15 protein-coding genes are annotated in these 16,928 nt (G+C 65.2%); 7 read left to right on the top strand and 8 right to left on the bottom strand.

Annotated features, from left to right (window positions below):
• Nucleotides 1–143 precede the first annotated feature (143 nt).
• From ispH to murJ, 5 genes are all read right to left on the bottom strand, one after another.
• Nucleotides 144–1,106: a 4-hydroxy-3-methylbut-2-enyl diphosphate reductase gene (gene ispH, locus ACPPVV_RS06165; protein WP_426702585.1), complete on the bottom strand. Its 963-nt coding sequence runs from the start codon at nt 1,104–1,106 to the stop codon at nt 144–146.
• A gap of 102 nt (nt 1,107–1,208) precedes the next feature.
• Nucleotides 1,209–1,709, bottom strand: a complete 501-nt coding sequence (gene lspA / locus ACPPVV_RS06160) for a signal peptidase II (protein WP_426702584.1) — start codon at nt 1,707–1,709, stop codon at nt 1,209–1,211.
• A gap of 164 nt (nt 1,710–1,873) precedes the next feature.
• Nucleotides 1,874–4,735 carry an isoleucine--tRNA ligase gene (gene ileS / locus ACPPVV_RS06155; RefSeq protein WP_426702583.1) on the bottom strand — a complete coding sequence of 954 codons (2,862 nt, stop codon included), beginning with the start codon at nt 4,733–4,735 and terminating at the stop codon, nt 1,874–1,876.
• 96 nt (nt 4,736–4,831) lie between these two features.
• On the bottom strand, nt 4,832–5,785 hold the full coding sequence (locus tag ACPPVV_RS06150) for a bifunctional riboflavin kinase/FAD synthetase (RefSeq protein WP_426702582.1): 954 nt from the start codon (nt 5,783–5,785) through the stop codon (nt 4,832–4,834).
• 49 nt (nt 5,786–5,834) lie between these two features.
• Entirely contained in the window at nt 5,835–7,442 is a 1,608-nt protein-coding gene (murJ, locus tag ACPPVV_RS06145) for a murein biosynthesis integral membrane protein MurJ (protein WP_426702581.1), read from the bottom strand.
• A 230-nt stretch (nt 7,443–7,672) separates the two neighbouring features.
• Between murJ and rpsT the strand changes: the two genes are divergently transcribed.
• Nucleotides 7,673–7,936, top strand: coding sequence for a 30S ribosomal protein S20 (gene rpsT, locus ACPPVV_RS06140; protein ID WP_426702580.1), 264 nt, complete (start codon nt 7,673–7,675; stop codon nt 7,934–7,936).
• Between the two features lie 145 nt (nt 7,937–8,081).
• Here rpsT and ACPPVV_RS06135 read toward each other — a convergent pair whose 3' ends face one another.
• From ACPPVV_RS06135 to ACPPVV_RS06125, 3 genes are read right to left on the bottom strand one after another with little or no spacing between them, the layout of a single operon-like run.
• Nucleotides 8,082–8,405, bottom strand: coding sequence for a DUF6587 family protein (locus ACPPVV_RS06135; RefSeq protein ID WP_426702579.1), 324 nt, complete (start codon nt 8,403–8,405; stop codon nt 8,082–8,084).
• Nucleotides 8,402–10,240, bottom strand: a complete 1,839-nt coding sequence (gene feoB / locus ACPPVV_RS06130; protein WP_426702578.1) for a ferrous iron transporter B — start codon at nt 10,238–10,240, stop codon at nt 8,402–8,404. The genes ACPPVV_RS06135 and feoB overlap by 4 nt, the downstream gene beginning before the upstream one ends.
• Nucleotides 10,237–10,482 carry a FeoA family protein gene (locus tag ACPPVV_RS06125; RefSeq protein ID WP_426702577.1) on the bottom strand — a complete coding sequence of 82 codons (246 nt, stop codon included), beginning with the start codon at nt 10,480–10,482 and terminating at the stop codon, nt 10,237–10,239. The genes feoB and ACPPVV_RS06125 overlap by 4 nt, the downstream gene beginning before the upstream one ends.
• A gap of 117 nt (nt 10,483–10,599) precedes the next feature.
• Here ACPPVV_RS06125 and ACPPVV_RS06120 point away from each other — a divergent pair, with 117 nt between their 5' ends.
• From ACPPVV_RS06120 to ACPPVV_RS06095, 6 genes are all read left to right on the top strand, one after another.
• Nucleotides 10,600–11,394: an enoyl-CoA hydratase-related protein gene (locus ACPPVV_RS06120; protein WP_426702576.1), complete on the top strand. Its 795-nt coding sequence runs from the start codon at nt 10,600–10,602 to the stop codon at nt 11,392–11,394.
• A gap of 26 nt (nt 11,395–11,420) precedes the next feature.
• The gene (locus tag ACPPVV_RS06115) at nt 11,421–11,939 is read left to right on the top strand and encodes a cupin domain-containing protein (RefSeq protein WP_426702575.1); all 519 of its coding nucleotides are present in this window, start codon (nt 11,421–11,423) and stop codon (nt 11,937–11,939) included.
• 89 nt (nt 11,940–12,028) lie between these two features.
• Nucleotides 12,029–14,017 (top strand): biotin carboxylase N-terminal domain-containing protein, encoded by a 1,989-nt coding sequence (locus ACPPVV_RS06110; RefSeq protein WP_426702574.1) that lies wholly within the window; start codon nt 12,029–12,031, stop codon nt 14,015–14,017.
• A 139-nt stretch (nt 14,018–14,156) separates the two neighbouring features.
• The gene (locus ACPPVV_RS06105; protein ID WP_426702573.1) at nt 14,157–15,059 is read left to right on the top strand and encodes a hydroxymethylglutaryl-CoA lyase; all 903 of its coding nucleotides are present in this window, start codon (nt 14,157–14,159) and stop codon (nt 15,057–15,059) included.
• Nucleotides 15,060–15,120: 61 nt separating this feature from the next.
• Nucleotides 15,121–16,440, top strand: coding sequence for an amidohydrolase family protein (locus ACPPVV_RS06100; protein WP_426702572.1), 1,320 nt, complete (start codon nt 15,121–15,123; stop codon nt 16,438–16,440).
• Nucleotides 16,437–16,925 carry a GNAT family N-acetyltransferase gene (locus ACPPVV_RS06095; protein WP_426702571.1) on the top strand — a complete coding sequence of 163 codons (489 nt, stop codon included), beginning with the start codon at nt 16,437–16,439 and terminating at the stop codon, nt 16,923–16,925. Before ACPPVV_RS06100 ends, ACPPVV_RS06095 begins: the two co-directional genes overlap by 4 nt.
• Nucleotides 16,926–16,928 lie beyond the last annotated feature (3 nt).

Below are 16,928 nucleotides of genomic sequence, written 5' to 3'. Positions count from 1 at the left end.
GTGCGGGGCGGGATGACGCAAGTTGTGGAGGCAGGTCGAGACAAGCGAGCTGGGGGATTCGTGGGGAGTTGGCCCTGTGCACCAGCCGGCAGGACATCGTTGAGGGCGTGTGCTGAACGCCCTGTACGCACCATGTTCCCGGATCAAAGACTTGCCGAAGGGCTGCCGCCGACGACGCGCAGTTCTTTCGGCAGGGCGAATGTGATGTTTTCCGGTTCACCGTCCAGCTCACGGACTTCGCCGGCGCCCCAGGATTGCAGGCGGGCGATCACGTCGCGCACGAGCTTTTCCGGGGCCGAAGCACCGGCAGTGAGGCCGATGCGTTTGACGCCATCGAGCCAGCTGCGCTCGATGTGTTCGGCGCCGTCGATCAGGAATGACCGCACACCCTGCTTCTCGGCCAGCTCGCGCAATCGGTTGGAGTTGGAACTGTTGATCGAGCCGACCACAAGCATCAGGTCGACCGCGTCGGCGAGGCGGCGTACGGCATCCTGGCGATTCTGGGTGGCGTAGCAGATGTCGTCCTTGCGTGGGCCTTCGATATCGGGGAATTTCGCGCGCAGCGCTGCAATGATCGCCTTGGTGTCGTCCACCGACAAGGTGGTCTGGGTGACATAAGACAGCAGGTGCGGAAATTTCGGCGAGAGCTGGGCGACGCACTCCAGCGATTCGACCAGCAGGATCTCCCCGGCATTGTTCGGGCTCCACTGGCCCATGGTGCCTTCGACCTCCGGGTGGCCGGCGTGACCGATCAGCACCACGCTGCGACCGATGCGGCCGAGGCGCGCCACTTCCATGTGCACCTTGGTGACCAGCGGACAAGTGGCGTCGAACACCTTGAGGTGGCGCTGCTCGGCCTCCTCGCGCACTGCCTGCGACACGCCGTGCGCGCTGAAGATCACGGTGGCACCGTCGGGCACTTCATGCAGCTCCTCGACGAACACCGCACCGTCGGCGCGCAGCTTGTCGACCACGTAGCGGTTATGCACCACTTCGTGGCGTACGTAGATGGGCGCGCCCCACGATTCCAGCGCACGCTCGACGATGGCGATGGCGCGATCGACGCCAGCGCAGAAGCCGCGGGGATTGGCGAGCAGGATGTCCATGATGTCTCTTGAAACCTGTGGGAGCGGCTTCAGCCGCGATCAGGCTCCACTGGCGGGAAATCGCGGCTGAGGCCGCTCCGCACGAGCCGGGGAGTCAACGGATTATCGCACGCTGCTCCCGGACTTGCCGGTGAACAGACCGAATGCAATCAGCAGTACGGCGCCAACGGTAATGCCGCAGTCCGCCAGGTTGAAGACCGGATAGTTCCACTGTCGAAAATATACGTGGATGAAGTCGGTGACCTGGGCCGCATGTAGCCGGTCGATCAGGTTGCCGAAGGCGCCGCCGATGATCAGCGCCAGGGGCAGCGCGTTACGCCAGTCGCGACGTGGCGTGCGCGCCAGCCAGGCCACCAGCACTGCGCCGATGATCAGCGCCAGCACCACGAAGAACCAGCGCTGCCAGCCGGCGCCACTGGCCAGGAAGCTGAATGCGGCGCCGCTGTTGAAAGCCAGCGTCCAGTTCAGGAAACCGGGAATCACCGGATGTGGCACGCCCATTGGCTGCAGCGCATGCACCGCCCACCACTTGCTGAGCTGGTCGAGTGCGATGACGGCGGCGGAGAGCCACAACCAAGGGAGTGCGTTGGGTTTTGGCGTCATGAGCTAAGGGACTCGGTGATGTGATGGGCTTGACCCCTCCCCCTGCCTGCAGGGGGAGGTTGGGAGGAGGTTCGCTTTTGACCTCAAAAGATCAGATCAAGAGCTACCCCTCCCCCGCCCTCCCCTGCTTCGCAGGGGAGGGAGAAAAGCGGATTGCGCGTAGCTCAGAACCAGCGCCGGTTTTCGCCGGGGCCTTCGATATTGCTCACGCAGCGGCCGCACAGTTCAGGGTGTTCGGCGTGGCTGCCGACGTCGTCGCGGCGATGCCAGCAGCGCACGCATTTGGCCGCCTCGCTGACCTTGGCCGAGACCCACACGTCGGCGCCCTCCAGTTCGGTCAGCACCGCGTTTTCCGGCTGGCCACCGGCAAGGTCCAGGCGCACGTCGGAGGTGATGAAGAAGAAGCGCAGCTCGCTGGCCGCCGGGGCATACCGCGCCACGGTGGCTTCATCGGCGTGGATCGCCAGTTTCGCTTCGAGTCCGGCGCCGATCTGCTCGGCCTTGCGCATGCCTTCGAGTACGCGCGAGGCACTGTCGCGGATCGCCAGCAGGTCGGTCCAGTAGCGGCGCTGCTCCGGTGAATTCTGGGTGGCGGCGAGGCCGTCATACCAGGTTTCGAACAACACGCTGTCGCCGCGCTCGCCCGGCAATTGCTGCCAGATTTCCTCGGCGGTGAAACTCAGCACCGGTGCCAGCCAGCGCACCAGCGCCTCGGCAATGCGGTACATCGCGCTCTGTGCGCTGCGCCGGCCGCGGCTGTCGGTCGGCATGGTGTAGAGCCGGTCCTTGGTGATGTCGAGATACAACGCGCCGAGTTCGTTGGTGCAGAAATTCTGGATGCGCGCCACGACTTCCGGGAAATCGTAGCGCTCGTAGGCGGCCACCACCGCCTGCTGCACGTCGCAGGCTTGCTGCACGGCCCACTGATCCAGCAGCAGGCTGTCTTCCACCGGCAGCAGGTGTTGCGCCGGATCGAAACCATCCAGGTTACCGAGCAGGAACTTGGCGGTGTTGCGGATACGCCGGTAGGTGTCCGAGACGCGCTTGAGGATCTCGTCGGAGACCGTCATCTCGTTGCGGTAGTCGGCCGAGGCCACCCACAGGCGCAGCACGTCGGCACCCAGCGTATCCATCACCTTTTGCGGCGCCACCACGTTGCCCAGCGACTTGGACATCTTGCGGCCGTTCGCGTCGACGGCGAAGCCATGCGTGAGCACATCCTGGTACGGTGCGCGCCCGAAGATCGCCGATGAGGTCAGCAACGAGGACTGGAACCAGCCGCGATGCTGGTCGGATCCCTCCAGGTACATCACCTTGTAGTGCGCTGCGATGCCCTGCTGCAATTCGGGGCGCTGGCCGATCACCGCGAAATGGGTGACGCCAGAATCGAACCAGACGTCCAGCACGTCGGTGACTTTTTCGTAGTCGTTCGCATCGTCACCGAGCAGCTCGGCCGCGTCCAGCGCGAACCAAGCGTCGATGCCGCCCTGCTCCACCTTCTTCGCCACCTTCTCCAGCAGCGCGACGGAATCGGGATGCGGTTCCTGTGTGGCCTTGTGCACGAACAGCGCGATCGGCACGCCCCAGGTACGCTGACGCGAAATGCACCAGTCCGGACGCCCGGCGACCATGCCGGCGATGCGCTCCTCGCCCCAACCAGGCACCCAGCGCACGCTCTTGATCGAGGTCAGCGCGGTCTCGCGCAGTTTCTCCTGCTCCATCGAGATGAACCACTGCGGCGTGGTGCGGTAGATCACCGGCGTCTTGTGGCGCCAGCAATGCGGGTAGCTGTGCTCGATTTTCGCGAACGCCAGCAGCACGCCGCGCCGGCGCAGCAGCTCGACGATGGCGTCGTTTGCCTTCCAGATGTGCATGCCGCCGAGCTCGAGGCCGTCGGCGGCCGGCGTGTCGGCGCGATAGGTGCCGCGCGACTCGATGTAGTTGAGCAGGTCGATGCCATATTCGCGCGCCACCACGAAATCCTCGACGCCGTGGTCGGGTGAGGTGTGCACCGCGCCGGTACCGTCTTCAGCGCTGACGTGGTCACCGAGGATCACCGGCACGTTGCGCGGATAGAACGGATGACGCAGCTGCTGGTCTTCCAGCGACTTGCCTTCGGCATGACCCAGCACGGTCGCCTGGTCCAGTCCGTAGCGCTGGGCCACTTTGTCGACGAGGGCGCTGGCGACTGCCAGCAGCACGCGCCGGCCGTCGCGCTGCGGCCCTTCGATCAGCGCGTATTCGAGATCGGCGCCGAGCGACACGGCCTGGCTCTCCGGCAGCGTCCACGGCGTGGTGGTCCAGATCGGAATGGCGACGATGGCACCGTCGGCGTCCACGCCGAACTTTGCCGCCAGCGCATTCGCATCGACGGCGTCATACGCCACGTCGACGGCGGGCGAAACCTTGTCGCCGTATTCGATCTCCGCCTCCGCCAGTGCCGATGCGCAGTCGAAACACCAGTACACCGGCTTGGCGCCGCGTACCACGTGGCCGTTGGAGACGATGCGCGCCAGTGCGCGCAGCATGTCGGCCTCGTAGGTGAAATCCATGGTGCGATAGGGATGATCCCAGTCGCCAAGCACGCCCAGGCGCTTGAAATCGGCGCGCTGGGCGTCGACCTGCTCAGCTGCGTATTCGCGACATTTCTGCCGGAATGCGGCAGCGTCGAGCTTGTCGCCGGGCTTGCCGAACTTCTTTTCCACCGCGATTTCGATCGGCAGCCCGTGACAGTCCCAGCCGGGCACGTATGGCGCGCGATGGCCGGCCAGCAGCTTGGACTTGACCGTGATGTCCTTGAGGATCTTGTTGACGGCGTGGCCGATATGGATCGGGCCGTTCGCATACGGCGGACCATCATGCAGCACGAACACGTTGTCGCGACCCGCCGTTTTCTGCTGGATCTGCGCATAGCGGCCAACCCGTTCCCATTCGGCCAGCCAGCCTGGCTCCCGCTTCGGCAAATCGCCGCGCATCGGAAAGGCCGTCTGCGGCAGGTTGATCGTGCTCTTGTAATCGTGGGTCATTGCGTGGATGCCGTCACTGAAGTGGTGTCGTCCGCCAGTTGGCAGATCATCAAAGAGTTCAAAGTTAAACGATACGCAGACTGGCCGGAAGCTCGATCATGCCTGGACCAGTCGCGGATTCATGCCCAACAGCTCGCGCGCCTGACGCGCATCCAGAGCTATCTGCGCCTTCAGCGGGTCCAGCCCGTCGAACTTCTGCTCGTCGCGCAGTTTGGCGACAAACTCCACCGTCATGCGCTGACCGTACAGGTCGCCATCGAAGTCGAACAGGTGCACTTCCAGCAGCGGCTGGCTGACCTGGTTCACGGTCGGACGCACGCCCAGGCTGGCCACGCCCGGCCAACTGCATTCGCTTTCACCCAGGCCAACACGCACCGCAAAAATGCCTTGCACCGGACTGACCCGCTGTTGCAGATGAATGTTGGCGGTGGGATAGCCCAGCGTGCGCCCGAGCTGGTTGCCGTACTCCACCTTGCCGTCGATCACGAACGGCCGTCCCAGCAGCGGTTCCACGCCGGCGAATTCGCCGGCGGCCAGCAGGGCGCGCACCCGGCTGGCCGAGACGCGGGTGCCATCGAGCTGGATCGCCGGCATGGTGCAGGCATGGAAGCCGAGCTCCGCGCCCATCCGCTCCAGCAAGCCCACGTCTCCGCTGCGCTTGTGGCCGAAGCGAAAATCGCCGCCTACCCATACTTCACGCGCAGCCAGCCGCTCGACCAGCACCTGCCGCACGAAATCCTCGGCCGACATGGCGGTAAGTGCCCGATTGAAGCGCAGCAACAAGGTTTGTTCCATGCCAGCGGCGGCAAAGCCGCGCAGCTTCTCGCGCACACTGGACAGACGGGGTACCGGCTCGGGCGAAAAGAACGCCCGCGGCAGTGGCTCAAAGCTCACCACCAGCGGGCTGCAGTCGAGCGCCTGCGCGCGTTCGCGCACCTGCGTCAGCAGCGCCTGGTGGCCGCGATGCAGGCCATCGAACGCACCGATCGCGACCACACTGCCACGCGGCGCCAGACATGGGCCCGCGACATCCCTGAAAAGTCTCATCATCGCGTGAGTATAACGGGCGCACAGGCGGCTTTGAGGCGGCCTGCCACGGTCATGTCGCGCGCAGGTCGCGCAGGCGGAAACCGCCGACGAACAGCGCGCCGGTGTAGGCCGTCACACCCGCCAGCACCAGCACCGCCAAATGCCAGATGCGGGTGAACACCGGTACGCCCGCCCAGTCCCACCATAGCCAGCGCCCCAGCAGCAGCACCGCCACCATGGCACCGCACGCCAGCACCAGCCGCAGCCAGTGGCTACGCCAACCCGGCTCCTGCCGATAGACGCCGGCGCGCTTCAACCAGCGCCACAGCAGCACGAAATTGAGATAGCTCGACAGGCTGCTGGCGATCGCCAGCGCCACATGCAGGCCCGGCACCTGGGCAATGCCATCCAGCCAGTTTCCCTGCTTCAGCCCCGGCGGTGCCCACAGCTCGAACAACAGCACGATGAACAAACCGTTGAACAGCATGTTGGCGATGAGCGCCGCGACACCGGCTCGCACCGGGGTACGGGTGTCCTGGCGCGCATAGAACGCCGGCAGCAAGACCTTGACCAGCGCATACGCCGGCAATCCGGCGCTCAACGCCAGCGTCGAGAGGGTCGTCATGTGCGCATCGAACGCGGTGTAGTGGCCGTTCTGGAACAGCGTGACCACCAGCGGCTCGGCCAGCAGCATCAGCGCCAGCATCGCCGGCAGCGCAATCAGCAAGGTCAGGCGAAGGCCCCAGTCCAGCGCCTGCGAAAATCCGGCGCGATCCGTGCCGACGTGGTGACGCGAGAGCGCCGGCAGGATCACCGTACCCAACGCCACGCCGAACACGCCCAGCGGCAATTCGAGGAAACGCGTCGACTGCCATAGCCAGGTCTGCGAACCGGTCAGCAGCAGCGAGATCACCGCCGTATCCAGCAACAGGTTGAGTTGTGCCACCGAAGATCCGAACAGCGTCGGCACCATCAGCTTCATGATCCGGCGAACCTGCGGGTGGCTCCAGCCCCAGCGCGGCAGGCTGAGCAGATCGATGTCGCGCAGCGCCGGCAACAGGAACAACAATTGCAGGACGCCTGCCAGCAGTACCGCCCAGCCCATCGCCATGATCGGTATGTCCAGGTGCGGCGCCACCCATAGCGCGCCGATGATCATGCACACGTTGAGGATCACCGGCGCCAGCGCCGGCAGCGCGAAACGGTGAAAGCTGTTCAACGCCCCGCCCGCCAGCGCCGTCAACGACACGAACAGGATGAATGGAAACGTCAGCCGCACCAGATGGGTGGTGAGGTCGAACTTGCGCGCCTCGTCGAGCGACCCCGGCGCGAACATGCCCGCCACCTGGGGCGCGAAGATCAGCCCCAGCGCCGTCACCACCAGCAACACGCCGCCCAGCGTGCCGGCGACGCGCGCCATCAGCTGCTTCAGATCCTCGTGCGTACCGGTTTCCTTCACCTCAGTGAAGACCGGCACGAAGGCGGTGGAAAACGAACCCTCGGCAAACAGCCGGCGCATGAAGTTCGGAATGCGGAAGGCGATGACGAATGCATCGGTGGCCGCATTGGCGCCGAATACATGGCTCATCGCGATGTCGCGCCCCAGGCCAAGCACCCGTGAGATCATCGTCATGCCGCTGAACGAAAGCAGCCCGCGGAACATGCTGGGGGACTTCATGTGGCTGTCTTTACCTGTCTGCGACGGCTTTGCGGGCACGTAGTTTGACAGCCGCGACAGGCAGGAGGACAGCCCGTGCTGTGGCAAAATGCCGACCCTCTCCGTTCCTCGCATTAGCCAGTGCCGCCGTGCGAGCCGTCCGGGAATGCCTAAATGATTGACGCATCGGTAAATCGACCGCATAATTGGCGTCTTTTTCCAACCCCAACACTGCATTCCGGAGTTCTACCTTGGCCAACATCAAGTCCGCGAAGAAGCGCGCGCGCCAGTCCGAACAGCGCCGCCTGCGCAACATCAGCGCACGTTCCATGGTCCGCACCGCCCTGAGGAAGGTCGTCAAGGCCATCGAGGCCAAGGACAAGGCGGGCGCCATTGCCGCATTCACCGTCGCCCAGCCGGTGATGGATCGCTACGCCGCCCGCGGCCTGATCCACAAGAACAAGGCCGCTCGCCACAAGAGCCGCCTCAACGCGAAGATCCGCGAACTGGCGTAAGCCGGGGCGCGATTCGCGTTGCACGAAAAAGCCGGCGCAAGCCGGCTTTTTCGTGCTTTCCGCGCATGTGTGGGAGCGACTTCAGTCGCGATGCTCTTTATCTCTAGAAAGGTTCAGAGCAAGAGCATCGCGACTGAAGTCGCTCCTACATTGAGCGTTTAGGCCTCACTAGACGCGGGCGGAATTCCAGCGGCATCGGCTCGCCCGGCCGTGCCGCGGCTGGCGGCTTCGGGCCACAAGCACCACACGTGCTGCAGCCATCGCTGCAATCGCCGGTCGCTTCCTTCGGCTGCAGACGATGTCCCAGCGCTCGTACCCATGCGCTGCGTCCGGGCTGGTTGAAACGGATCGACGCGGCAGCCATCCAGCGATTGGTGAGTTTGTGCGCCAGCTTGCGCAACACGATCAGCGCACTGAGCAGCACGGCCAGTCCGATGATCACGTACTGCACCAGCAGTCCGGTACTCATGCCAGCATCCTCGTTACCTGGTAGACGATGAACGACGCGGCGTAGGCCATCACGAACATGTAGCCGAACGAGATGGCCACATTGCGCCAGGAGTCGGTCTCGCGCTTGATGATCGCCAGGGTGGACATGCACTGCGGCGCATACGCAAACCACACCAGCAGCGACAGCGCGCTGGCCAGCGGGATCTGGCCGGCCAGCGCGTGGCCCAGCCCACCGCCCGCCTCGCCACCGACCAGGTACACGGTAGCCAGCGCCGCTACTGCCGTTTCGCGGGCCGCGAACGCCGGGATCAGTGCCAGGCTGATCTGCCAGTTGAAGCCGATCGGCGCAAAGATGTACTGCAGGCCGCGCCCGATGTAGCCGGCGAAGCTGTAGTCGATCGCCGGCTGGGTCGCGCCCGCAGGCGCCCCCGGGAAGGTGGACAGGAACCACATCAGCACGGTCAGCCCCAGGATCACGCCGGTCAGCCGCTTGATGAAGATCCCGCCGCGCTCGTACAGCCCGATCGCCACGTCGCGCAGCTTGGGCATGCGATACGACGGCAGCTCCATCAGCAGCGCGTGCTCGCTCTTGTCGCGGCGGATGTGTTTCATCACCCAGCCCACCAGCATCGCGCCAAGGATGCCGGCCAGATACAACGCAAACAGCACGACGCCCTGCAGATTGAACACCCCGAACACATAGCGGATCGGGATGAAGGCACCGATCAACAACGCGTAAACCGGCAGCCGCGCCGAGCAGGTCATCAGCGGTGCAATCAGGATGGTAGTGAGCCGATCGCGCGAATCGGTGATGCTGCGCGTGCCCATGATGCCGGGGATCGCACAGGCGAAACTCGACAGCAGCGGAATGAACGAACGGCCGGTCAGTCCCACCGACAGCATCAGGCGGTCCAGCAGGAACGCAGCGCGCGGCAGGTAACCGGATTCTTCCAGCACGATGATGAAAAGGAACAGCACCAGGATTTCCGGCAGGAAGCCAAGCACCGTGCCGAGTCCGCCGAACAGGCCGTCGGTAACTAGGCTCTGCAACGGCCCGGCCGGCATCCATGCGGCGACGTGTTCGCCCATCCAGCCGAAACCGTCACCGATCGCATCGGTCATCGGCTTGCCGATCGAGTACACCGCCTGGAATACCAGGAACATCACCACCGCTAGGATCAGCAGGCCGAACACCGGGTGCAAGGCCCAGCGGTCCAGCGTGTCGTCGATCACGGCGGTAGTGCGCGGCATCGTCACCGTTGCGGTCAGCAACTCGCGCACCTGTGCATGCAGGTCGGCGCGGCTGGCGGCATCGTCCGGCTGCGCAGGTGCCGCGGTGGGCACCTCGCCGTCGACCCGCTCGATCAGCGCACGCGCACCGCCACGCTTCACCGCGATGGTTTCCACCACCGGCAGGCCGAGCCGCCGTTGCAGTTCCGGTACGTCGATCACGATGCCGCGCTGGCGCGCGGTATCCATCATGTTCAGCGCCAGCACCACCGGCCGGCCAAGGCGTTTCACTTCCAGCACGAAACGCAGGTGCAGGCGCAGGTTGGTCGCATCGGCGACACAGACGATCAGATCCGGCACGGCTTCGCCGGGATAGTTGCCGGCGCAGACGTCCCGGGTGATCCGTTCGTCCGGGCTGTTCGCGTCGAAACTGTAAGCACCGGGCAGATCGAGGATCTGCAGCACCCGACCGGACGGTGCGGTGAATCGGCCCTCCTTGCGTTCCACCGTGACGCCGGCGTAGTTGGCCACCTTCTGGCGGCCCCCGGTGAGCTGGTTGAAGAGCGCCGTCTTGCCGCAATTCGGATTGCCGACCAGGGCGATGCGCAGGGTCGAGGCGCTCATGCGGCCACCTCGGTGCGCACGCTGATCCGCGCCGCCTCGGCGCGGCGCAGCGCAAAGCGGGTAAAGCCGATCTGGATCAGCACCGGATCACCGCCCATCGGCCCCACCGCCACCACCCGCACCGGCTCGCCATCGACGAAGCCGAGGTCGCGCAGGCGCTGCGCGATCGGATCGACCGCATGCGCGTCGTGCACGCGGTCGACCACGGCAGGGGCACCCTTGGGCAAATCGGACAAACGCACGGGCCTGGATCTCAAATAAGAATAATTCGCATTATAGCTCCTTTGTCGGCCTACCTGCATGACGTCGAGTCATCCCGCGACAACGTTTATCATGACGGTATTTGCGGGAACGACCCGATGACCGATTCCATCCTCAGCGAACGCCGTGGCGCGGTCGCCTGGCTCACCCTGAACCGCCCGCAGATCCACAACGCGTTCGACGACACGCTGATCGCCGCGCTGACCGAAGCGCTGGCTGCCGCCGACGCCGACCCTGCCGTGCGAGCCGTGGTGCTTACCGGCAACGGCAGCTGCTTCTCCGCCGGCGCCGACCTCAACTGGATGCGTGGCATGGCTGGCGCCAGCGAACAGGAGAACCGCGAGGATTCGCTGCGCCTCGCGCGGCTGATGCGCAACCTGCAGTTCCTGTCCAAGCCGACCGTCGCGCGGGTCAACGGCGCCGCCTATGGCGGCGGCGTCGGCCTGGTGGCCTGTTGCGACATCGCGATCGGTGTCGACACGGCCAAATTTGCGCTGTCCGAGGTAAAACTCGGCCTGGTGCCGGCGGTGATCTCGCCCTACGTGATCGCCGCGATCGGCCTGCGCGAGGCACGCCGGCTATTCGTTACCGGCGAAGTGTTCGACGCCGCCATCGCAACACGAATCGGCCTGCTGCATGCCAGCGTATCCGGCAACGAACTCGATGAAGCCATCGAGCGCCAGCTGTACCTGCTTGGCAAGGCCGGTCCACTGGCCCAGCGAGAGGCAAAGCAGTTGGCGCTGCGCGTCGGCGGTGTCGACCCGATGCAGGCCGAACGCATCGACACTGCCAACGCCGAATTGATCGCGCGCCTGCGCGTGTCGGTGGAAGGCCAGCACGGCCTCGGCGCCTTCCTCGACAAACGGGCGCCGGCATGGGTCGGTGCTGACTGACCTTTCCATCAGGAACAAATCAAACTGTGAGCGCAAACATCATCAATCTCGCCGACGTACAGCTTCAGGGTCTCGACCCCGACGTTGAACCCAAGGGCACGCCACCCGAGGATTACGACATCCGCTGGGGCGAAATCGCCAGTCGCATCGGCGCGCGCAAGCTCGGTTACAACCTCACCGTGGTCGCACCGGGCAAGCGCAATTGCCCGTTCCACAATCATCGCGTGGCGGAAGAGATGTTCTTCGTGCTCGAAGGCAACGGCGAGCTGCGCTATGGCGACTTGCGTCATCCGCTGCGCGCCGGCGACATCGTCGCCTGCCCGCCCGGCGGCCCGGAAACCGCGCACCAGATCATCAACACCGGCAGCGTCGAACTGCGCTACCTCGCCGTGGGCACCAATGAAGTTCCCGATATTTGCGAATACCCGGACTCGGGTAAATACCTCGTATTCGACGATAGCCTGCGCGATGCGGAAGGCTTGCCGCGAAAATTCCGGGTACTTGGACGACAGCAGCACTCGCTCGATTACTGGGACGGCGAATAGCGCTGGCGTGCTGCCCACGCATCGACGGCGACCGCAATCTGTTAGTTTTACCCGCTTTGCATCAACACGAACGGCTTCAAGGATCCTGCATGTTCGAACGCGTACTGATAGCCAACCGCGGCGAAATCGCCTGCCGGGTGATCCGCACCTGCCGTCGCCTCGGCATCCACACCATCGCGGTGTATTCGGAGGCGGACAAGGACGCCCAGCACGTGCGGCTGGCCGACGAGGCGTGGCCGATCGGTGGCCCGCGTCCAGCCGATTCGTACCTGCGCGGCGACGTGATCCTCGATGTGGCGAAACAGACCGGCGCGCAAGCGATCCATCCCGGTTACGGTTTTCTCTCCGAGAACACCGGCTTCGCCCGCGCCTGCATCGACGCCGGCATCGCCTTCATCGGCCCCAGGCCCGAGAGCATCGACGCGATGGGTTCCAAAGCCGCCGCCAAGGCGCTGATGGAGCATCACGCGGTACCACTGGTGCCCGGCTACCACGGTGAAAACCAGGATGCCGACCATCTCGCCGAGCAGGCCGGCAAGACCGGTTTCCCGCTGATGATCAAGGCCGCGGCCGGCGGCGGTGGCAAGGGTATGCGCATCGTGCGCAGCGCCGCTGAATTCGCCGATGCGCTGGCCTCGGCGCAGCGCGAGTCGGCCAGTTCTTTCGGCGACACGCGGGTCATCCTGGAGCGCTACGTCGAGCATCCGCGGCATATCGAGTTCCAGGTTTTTGGCGACACGCACGGCAACGTCATCCACCTCAACGAGCGCGAATGTTCGGCCCAGCGTCGCTACCAGAAAGTGCTGGAGGAAACGCCCTCGCCGTTCCTCGACGCCGCGCGTCGCAAGGCGATGGGTGAAGCGGCGGTCGCCGCGACAAAAGCGGTCGACTACATCGGCGCCGGCACGGTGGAATTCATCGTTGCCCAGAGCGGCGAGTTCTTTTTCATGGAGATGAACACACGCTTGCAGGTCGAGCATCCCGTTACCGAAATGACACTGGGACTTGACCTGGTCGAGTGGCAGTTGCGTGTCGCCGCGGGCCAACCGCTGCCGTTGCAGCAAGGCGATGTGCGCGCACACGGTCACGCGATCGAGGTGCGCCTGTACGCGGAAGATCCTGACCAGAACTTCCTGCCCGGCTCGGGCAAATTGCAGACGTTGCGCCTGCCTGCGCCCTCGCCACACGTTCGTCTCGACGGCGGTGTCATCGAGGGCGACTCCGTGACCATCTTCTACGACCCGATGATCGCCAAGCTGATCGTGTTCGATGAGAACCGCGCGCAAGCCCTGCAGCGACTGCGTGATGCGCTGGCGGCCAGCGAAATCATCGGGCCGAAGTCCAACATCGGCTTCCTTGAACGACTGGCACGGCACCCGGCCGTGGTCGAGGGCCGCATCGATACCGGTTACCTGGATCGTCACCTCGACGAGTTCCTGGTCGGCGACATGGTGCCGACCGACAGCGTGCTGTTCGCTGCCGCCACCGCCGCCTTGCTCCACGACGAGGCCAGTGTCAGCGGCAGCGCAACCGACCCACACTCGCCGTGGGCGCGCGCCGACGCCTGGCGCATTGGTCACGCCGGCAAACGCATCGTGGCGCTGACCACACGCGAGCAACGCTACGACATCGAAGCGCATGGCCATGCCGGCGACTACCAGCTGCGCCATGGCGAAGCCACCTGCGAAGTACACGGTGCACGCCTGCTGGAGGATTGCCTCAGCGCCCGCTTCGACGGCGAATCACGCCGCGTTCCACTGCGCGCCGACACCGTACACGTGCTGCTGCACGACACCCATGGCCAGCGCTACAGCTTCAGCCGCGCCGCGGCGTTTGCGTGGGAATCGAAAGATGCTGCCGGCGGCAACCAGGTGATCGCGCCGATGCCTGGCCGCATCGTGCTGGTCAAGGCGAAAGCCGGCGACGTGGTCGAACAGGGCCAGGAACTGCTGGTGATGGAGGCGATGAAGATGGAACTGGCCTTGAAGGCACCACGCGCCGGCACCATCGAAAGCGTGAATGCCACCCAAGGCAAATTTGTCGAGGCCGACGCGGTGCTGGTGCGCTTCGCCGATTGAGCTTTGAAGCCCCTCTCCCATTGAGAGAGGGGCTGGGATAAGGGTACGACCGGGACGAGAATTTCGCTCCGCAGCACCCTCATCCGCCCTTCGGGCACCTTCTCCCAAGGGGAGAAGGAAAACCACTTCGGAGCCATCCATGACCACCCACAACCACGTCCGTATCGTCGAAGTCGGCGCCCGCGACGGCCTGCAGAACGAGAAGACACTGCTGCCGGCCGAGGTGAAGATCGCGCTGATCGACCGGCTTTCTTCCACCGGCCTCAAGACCATCGAGGCGACCAGCTTTGTCAGCCCGAAGTGGGTGCCGCAACTGGCCGACGCAGCCGAAGTGTTCCGCGGCATTCGCAAAGTGCCCGGGGTGGGTTACCCGGTACTGGTGCCGAACCTGCAGGGGTATCAGCGGGCGCGCGACGTCGGCGCCACCGAGATCGCCGTGTTCACCGCCGCATCCGAAGCGTTCAACCGCAAGAACATCAACGCATCGATCGACGAGTCGATCGAGCGCTTCATCCCGGTGATGGAGCAGGCGCAGGCCGATGGGGTGCAGGTGCGCGGCTATGTCTCCACCGTGCTCGGTTGCCCTTACCAGGGTGAGGTGCCGGTCGGCGACGTGGTGCGCGTGGCGCGGCGCATGTACGAACTGGGCTGCCACGAAATCTCGTTGGGCGACACCATCGGCGTCGGCACCCCGGCGAAGGCGCGCGCGATGCTGCACGCGGTGGCGCAGGAGGTGCCGATGGCGGCGCTGGCCGTGCATTTTCACGACACCTACGGCCAGGCCCTGGCGAACATTCTGACGTGTCTGGAAGAAGGCGTGCGCGTGATCGACAGTGCAGTCTCCGGTACCGGCGGCTGCCCGTACGCGAAGGGCGCCACCGGTAACGTGGCCAGCGAGGACGTGGTCTACATGTTGCACGGCATGGGCATGGAAACCGGCATCGACCTCGACCTGTTGGTCGCCACCGGCGCCTGGCTGGCCGCGCAGCTGCACAAGGAAACCGCCAGCCGGGTCACCCGCGCACGCACCGCCGAGACCTGAGTCACTCGCGAAAATCCGACCCCGATCGCTATGATCGGTTTTCGGTCGAAGGAATGAGGCGATGCGCATGAGCCTGGTGATCCGATGGCAGACGGCGGCGGCGCTGCTGATCCTGTTTTGCAGCCTGTCCGCGAGCGCCGCCACGCCGAAAGGCGACTGGCTGCTGCTGCCCGAGCGCGTATGGACGGCCGATGGCGATGCCGCGCACGTGGGCTGGGCCGTGTTGGTCCACGACGGCATGATCGCTGCGGTCGGCCCGGTCGCCTCCATCCACGCGCCTACCGACGCACGGCGCATCGACATGCCCGGCGCCACGCTCACTCCAGGCCTGACCGACCTGCATTCGCACCTGTTCCTGCATCCGTACAACGAGACGCTGTGGAACGACCAGGTGCTGACCGAGCCGCAGGACTACCGCACGCTGGAAGCGGCCGTGCACGCGAAAGCCACCCTGCTCGCCGGTTTCACCACCCTGCGCGACCTCGGCACCGAAGGCGCCGGCTATGCCGACGTCTCGGTGAAGCGGGCGATCGAGGAAGGCCTGATTCCCGGCCCACGGCTGTTCGTGGCCACCCGTGCGATCGTCGCCACCGCCAGCTACGGCCCCGGCCCGCGCGGTTTTCGTCCGGACATCGCGTTGCCCGGTGGGGCACAGGAAGTCAGCGGCGTCGACGCCGCGATGGCCGCCGTGCGCGAGCAGGCGGCACGCGGTGCCGACTGGATCAAGATCTATGGCGACTACCGCGTCGGCCCCGATGGCACCACCGCACCCACCTTCACGCCAGCCGAACTGAAAGCGCTGGTCGACACCGCGCACCAGATCGGCCGCCCGGTCGCGGTGCATGCGGCCAGCGACGCCGGTGTGCGCATGGCGGTGGAAGCCGGCGTGGACAGCGTCGAACACGGTTACGGTGCCAGCGAGGCCACTTTCAAGCTGCTCAAGCAGCATGGCACCGCCTATGAGCCCACGCTCACCGCGGTCGAGGCCACGGCCGAATATTTCGAACACTACGTGCCTGGGCAGAGCGAACCGACCGAGCGCATGCGTGAAGCGAGGCACGCGTTTCGCACCGCATTGAAGCTGAGCGTAACGATCGGCAACGGCAGCGACGTTGGGGTGTTCCGTCACGGCGACAACTGGCGTGAGCCGGCCGCGATGGTGGCTGATGGCATGACCCCGGTGCAGGCGCTGCACGCAGCCACCGACGTGGCGGCAAAGATCCTGCGCCAGTCGCAGCACTTCGGTCGCATCGCGCCGGGCCTGGCCGCCGATCTCGCCGCGTTCGCGGGCGACCCGAGTACGCAAATCACTGCCCTGCAGCATCCGGTCTTCGTGATGAAGGCGGGCCTTCCCTATCGCACACCCGACCACATCCCATGAGCGAGAACTTCCTGATTCGTCCAATGACGCCGCGCGACAATGCAGCCGTCGCCACCATCATCCGTGCCGTGATGCCCGAATTCGGTGCCGACGGCCCCGGCTTCGCGATCCATGACGCCGAGGTGGACGTGATGTACGAAGCCTACGCGCAGCCGCGTTGCAGCTACTTCGTGATCGAGCGCGATGGCGTGGTGATCGGTGGCGGAGGCGTCGCGCCGCTGCAGAATGCCGAACCGGACGTGTGCGAATTGCGCAAGATGTACTTCCTGCCCACGGCACGCGGTATCGGTGCAGGTACGGCGATGATGCAACGCTGTCTCGACGCAGCCCGCGCGCACGGCTTCAAACGCTGCTACCTGGAGACCCTGACCGGCATGAACGCGGCGCAGGCGCTGTATCAGCGCAGCGGCTTCACCGCACTGTGCGCGCCGATGGGTGGCACCGGGCATTTCAGCTGCGATCGTTTCTTCATCCGCGATTTATGAGCC

The sequence above is a fragment of the Rhodanobacter sp. Col0626 genome, assembly GCF_049994385.1.
Lineage (GTDB): Bacteria > Pseudomonadota > Gammaproteobacteria > Xanthomonadales > Rhodanobacteraceae > Rhodanobacter.
The sequence above is the reverse complement of the archived record's forward strand: the minus strand, read 5'-3'. Positions and strand labels throughout refer to the sequence as shown.

Coding starts and splice junctions, on each gene's coding strand:
- ispH (WP_426702585.1), bottom strand. CDS start 1,106: ATGGACATCCTGCTCGCCAATCCCCGCGGCTTCTGCGCTGGCGTCGAT.
- lspA (WP_426702584.1), bottom strand. CDS start 1,709: ATGACGCCAAAACCCAACGCACTCCCTTGGTTGTGGCTCTCCGCCGCC.
- ileS (WP_426702583.1), bottom strand. CDS start 4,735: ATGACCCACGATTACAAGAGCACGATCAACCTGCCGCAGACGGCCTTT.
- ACPPVV_RS06150 (WP_426702582.1), bottom strand. CDS start 5,785: ATGATGAGACTTTTCAGGGATGTCGCGGGCCCATGTCTGGCGCCGCGT.
- murJ (WP_426702581.1), bottom strand. CDS start 7,442: ATGAAGTCCCCCAGCATGTTCCGCGGGCTGCTTTCGTTCAGCGGCATG.
- ACPPVV_RS06135 (WP_426702579.1), bottom strand. CDS start 8,405: ATGAGTACCGGACTGCTGGTGCAGTACGTGATCATCGGACTGGCCGTG.
- feoB (WP_426702578.1), bottom strand. CDS start 10,240: ATGAGCGCCTCGACCCTGCGCATCGCCCTGGTCGGCAATCCGAATTGC.
- ACPPVV_RS06120 (WP_426702576.1), top strand. CDS start 10,600: ATGACCGATTCCATCCTCAGCGAACGCCGTGGCGCGGTCGCCTGGCTC.
- ACPPVV_RS06110 (WP_426702574.1), top strand. CDS start 12,029: ATGTTCGAACGCGTACTGATAGCCAACCGCGGCGAAATCGCCTGCCGG.
- ACPPVV_RS06105 (WP_426702573.1), top strand. CDS start 14,157: ATGACCACCCACAACCACGTCCGTATCGTCGAAGTCGGCGCCCGCGAC.
- ACPPVV_RS06100 (WP_426702572.1), top strand. CDS start 15,121: ATGCGCATGAGCCTGGTGATCCGATGGCAGACGGCGGCGGCGCTGCTG.
- ACPPVV_RS06095 (WP_426702571.1), top strand. CDS start 16,437: ATGAGCGAGAACTTCCTGATTCGTCCAATGACGCCGCGCGACAATGCA.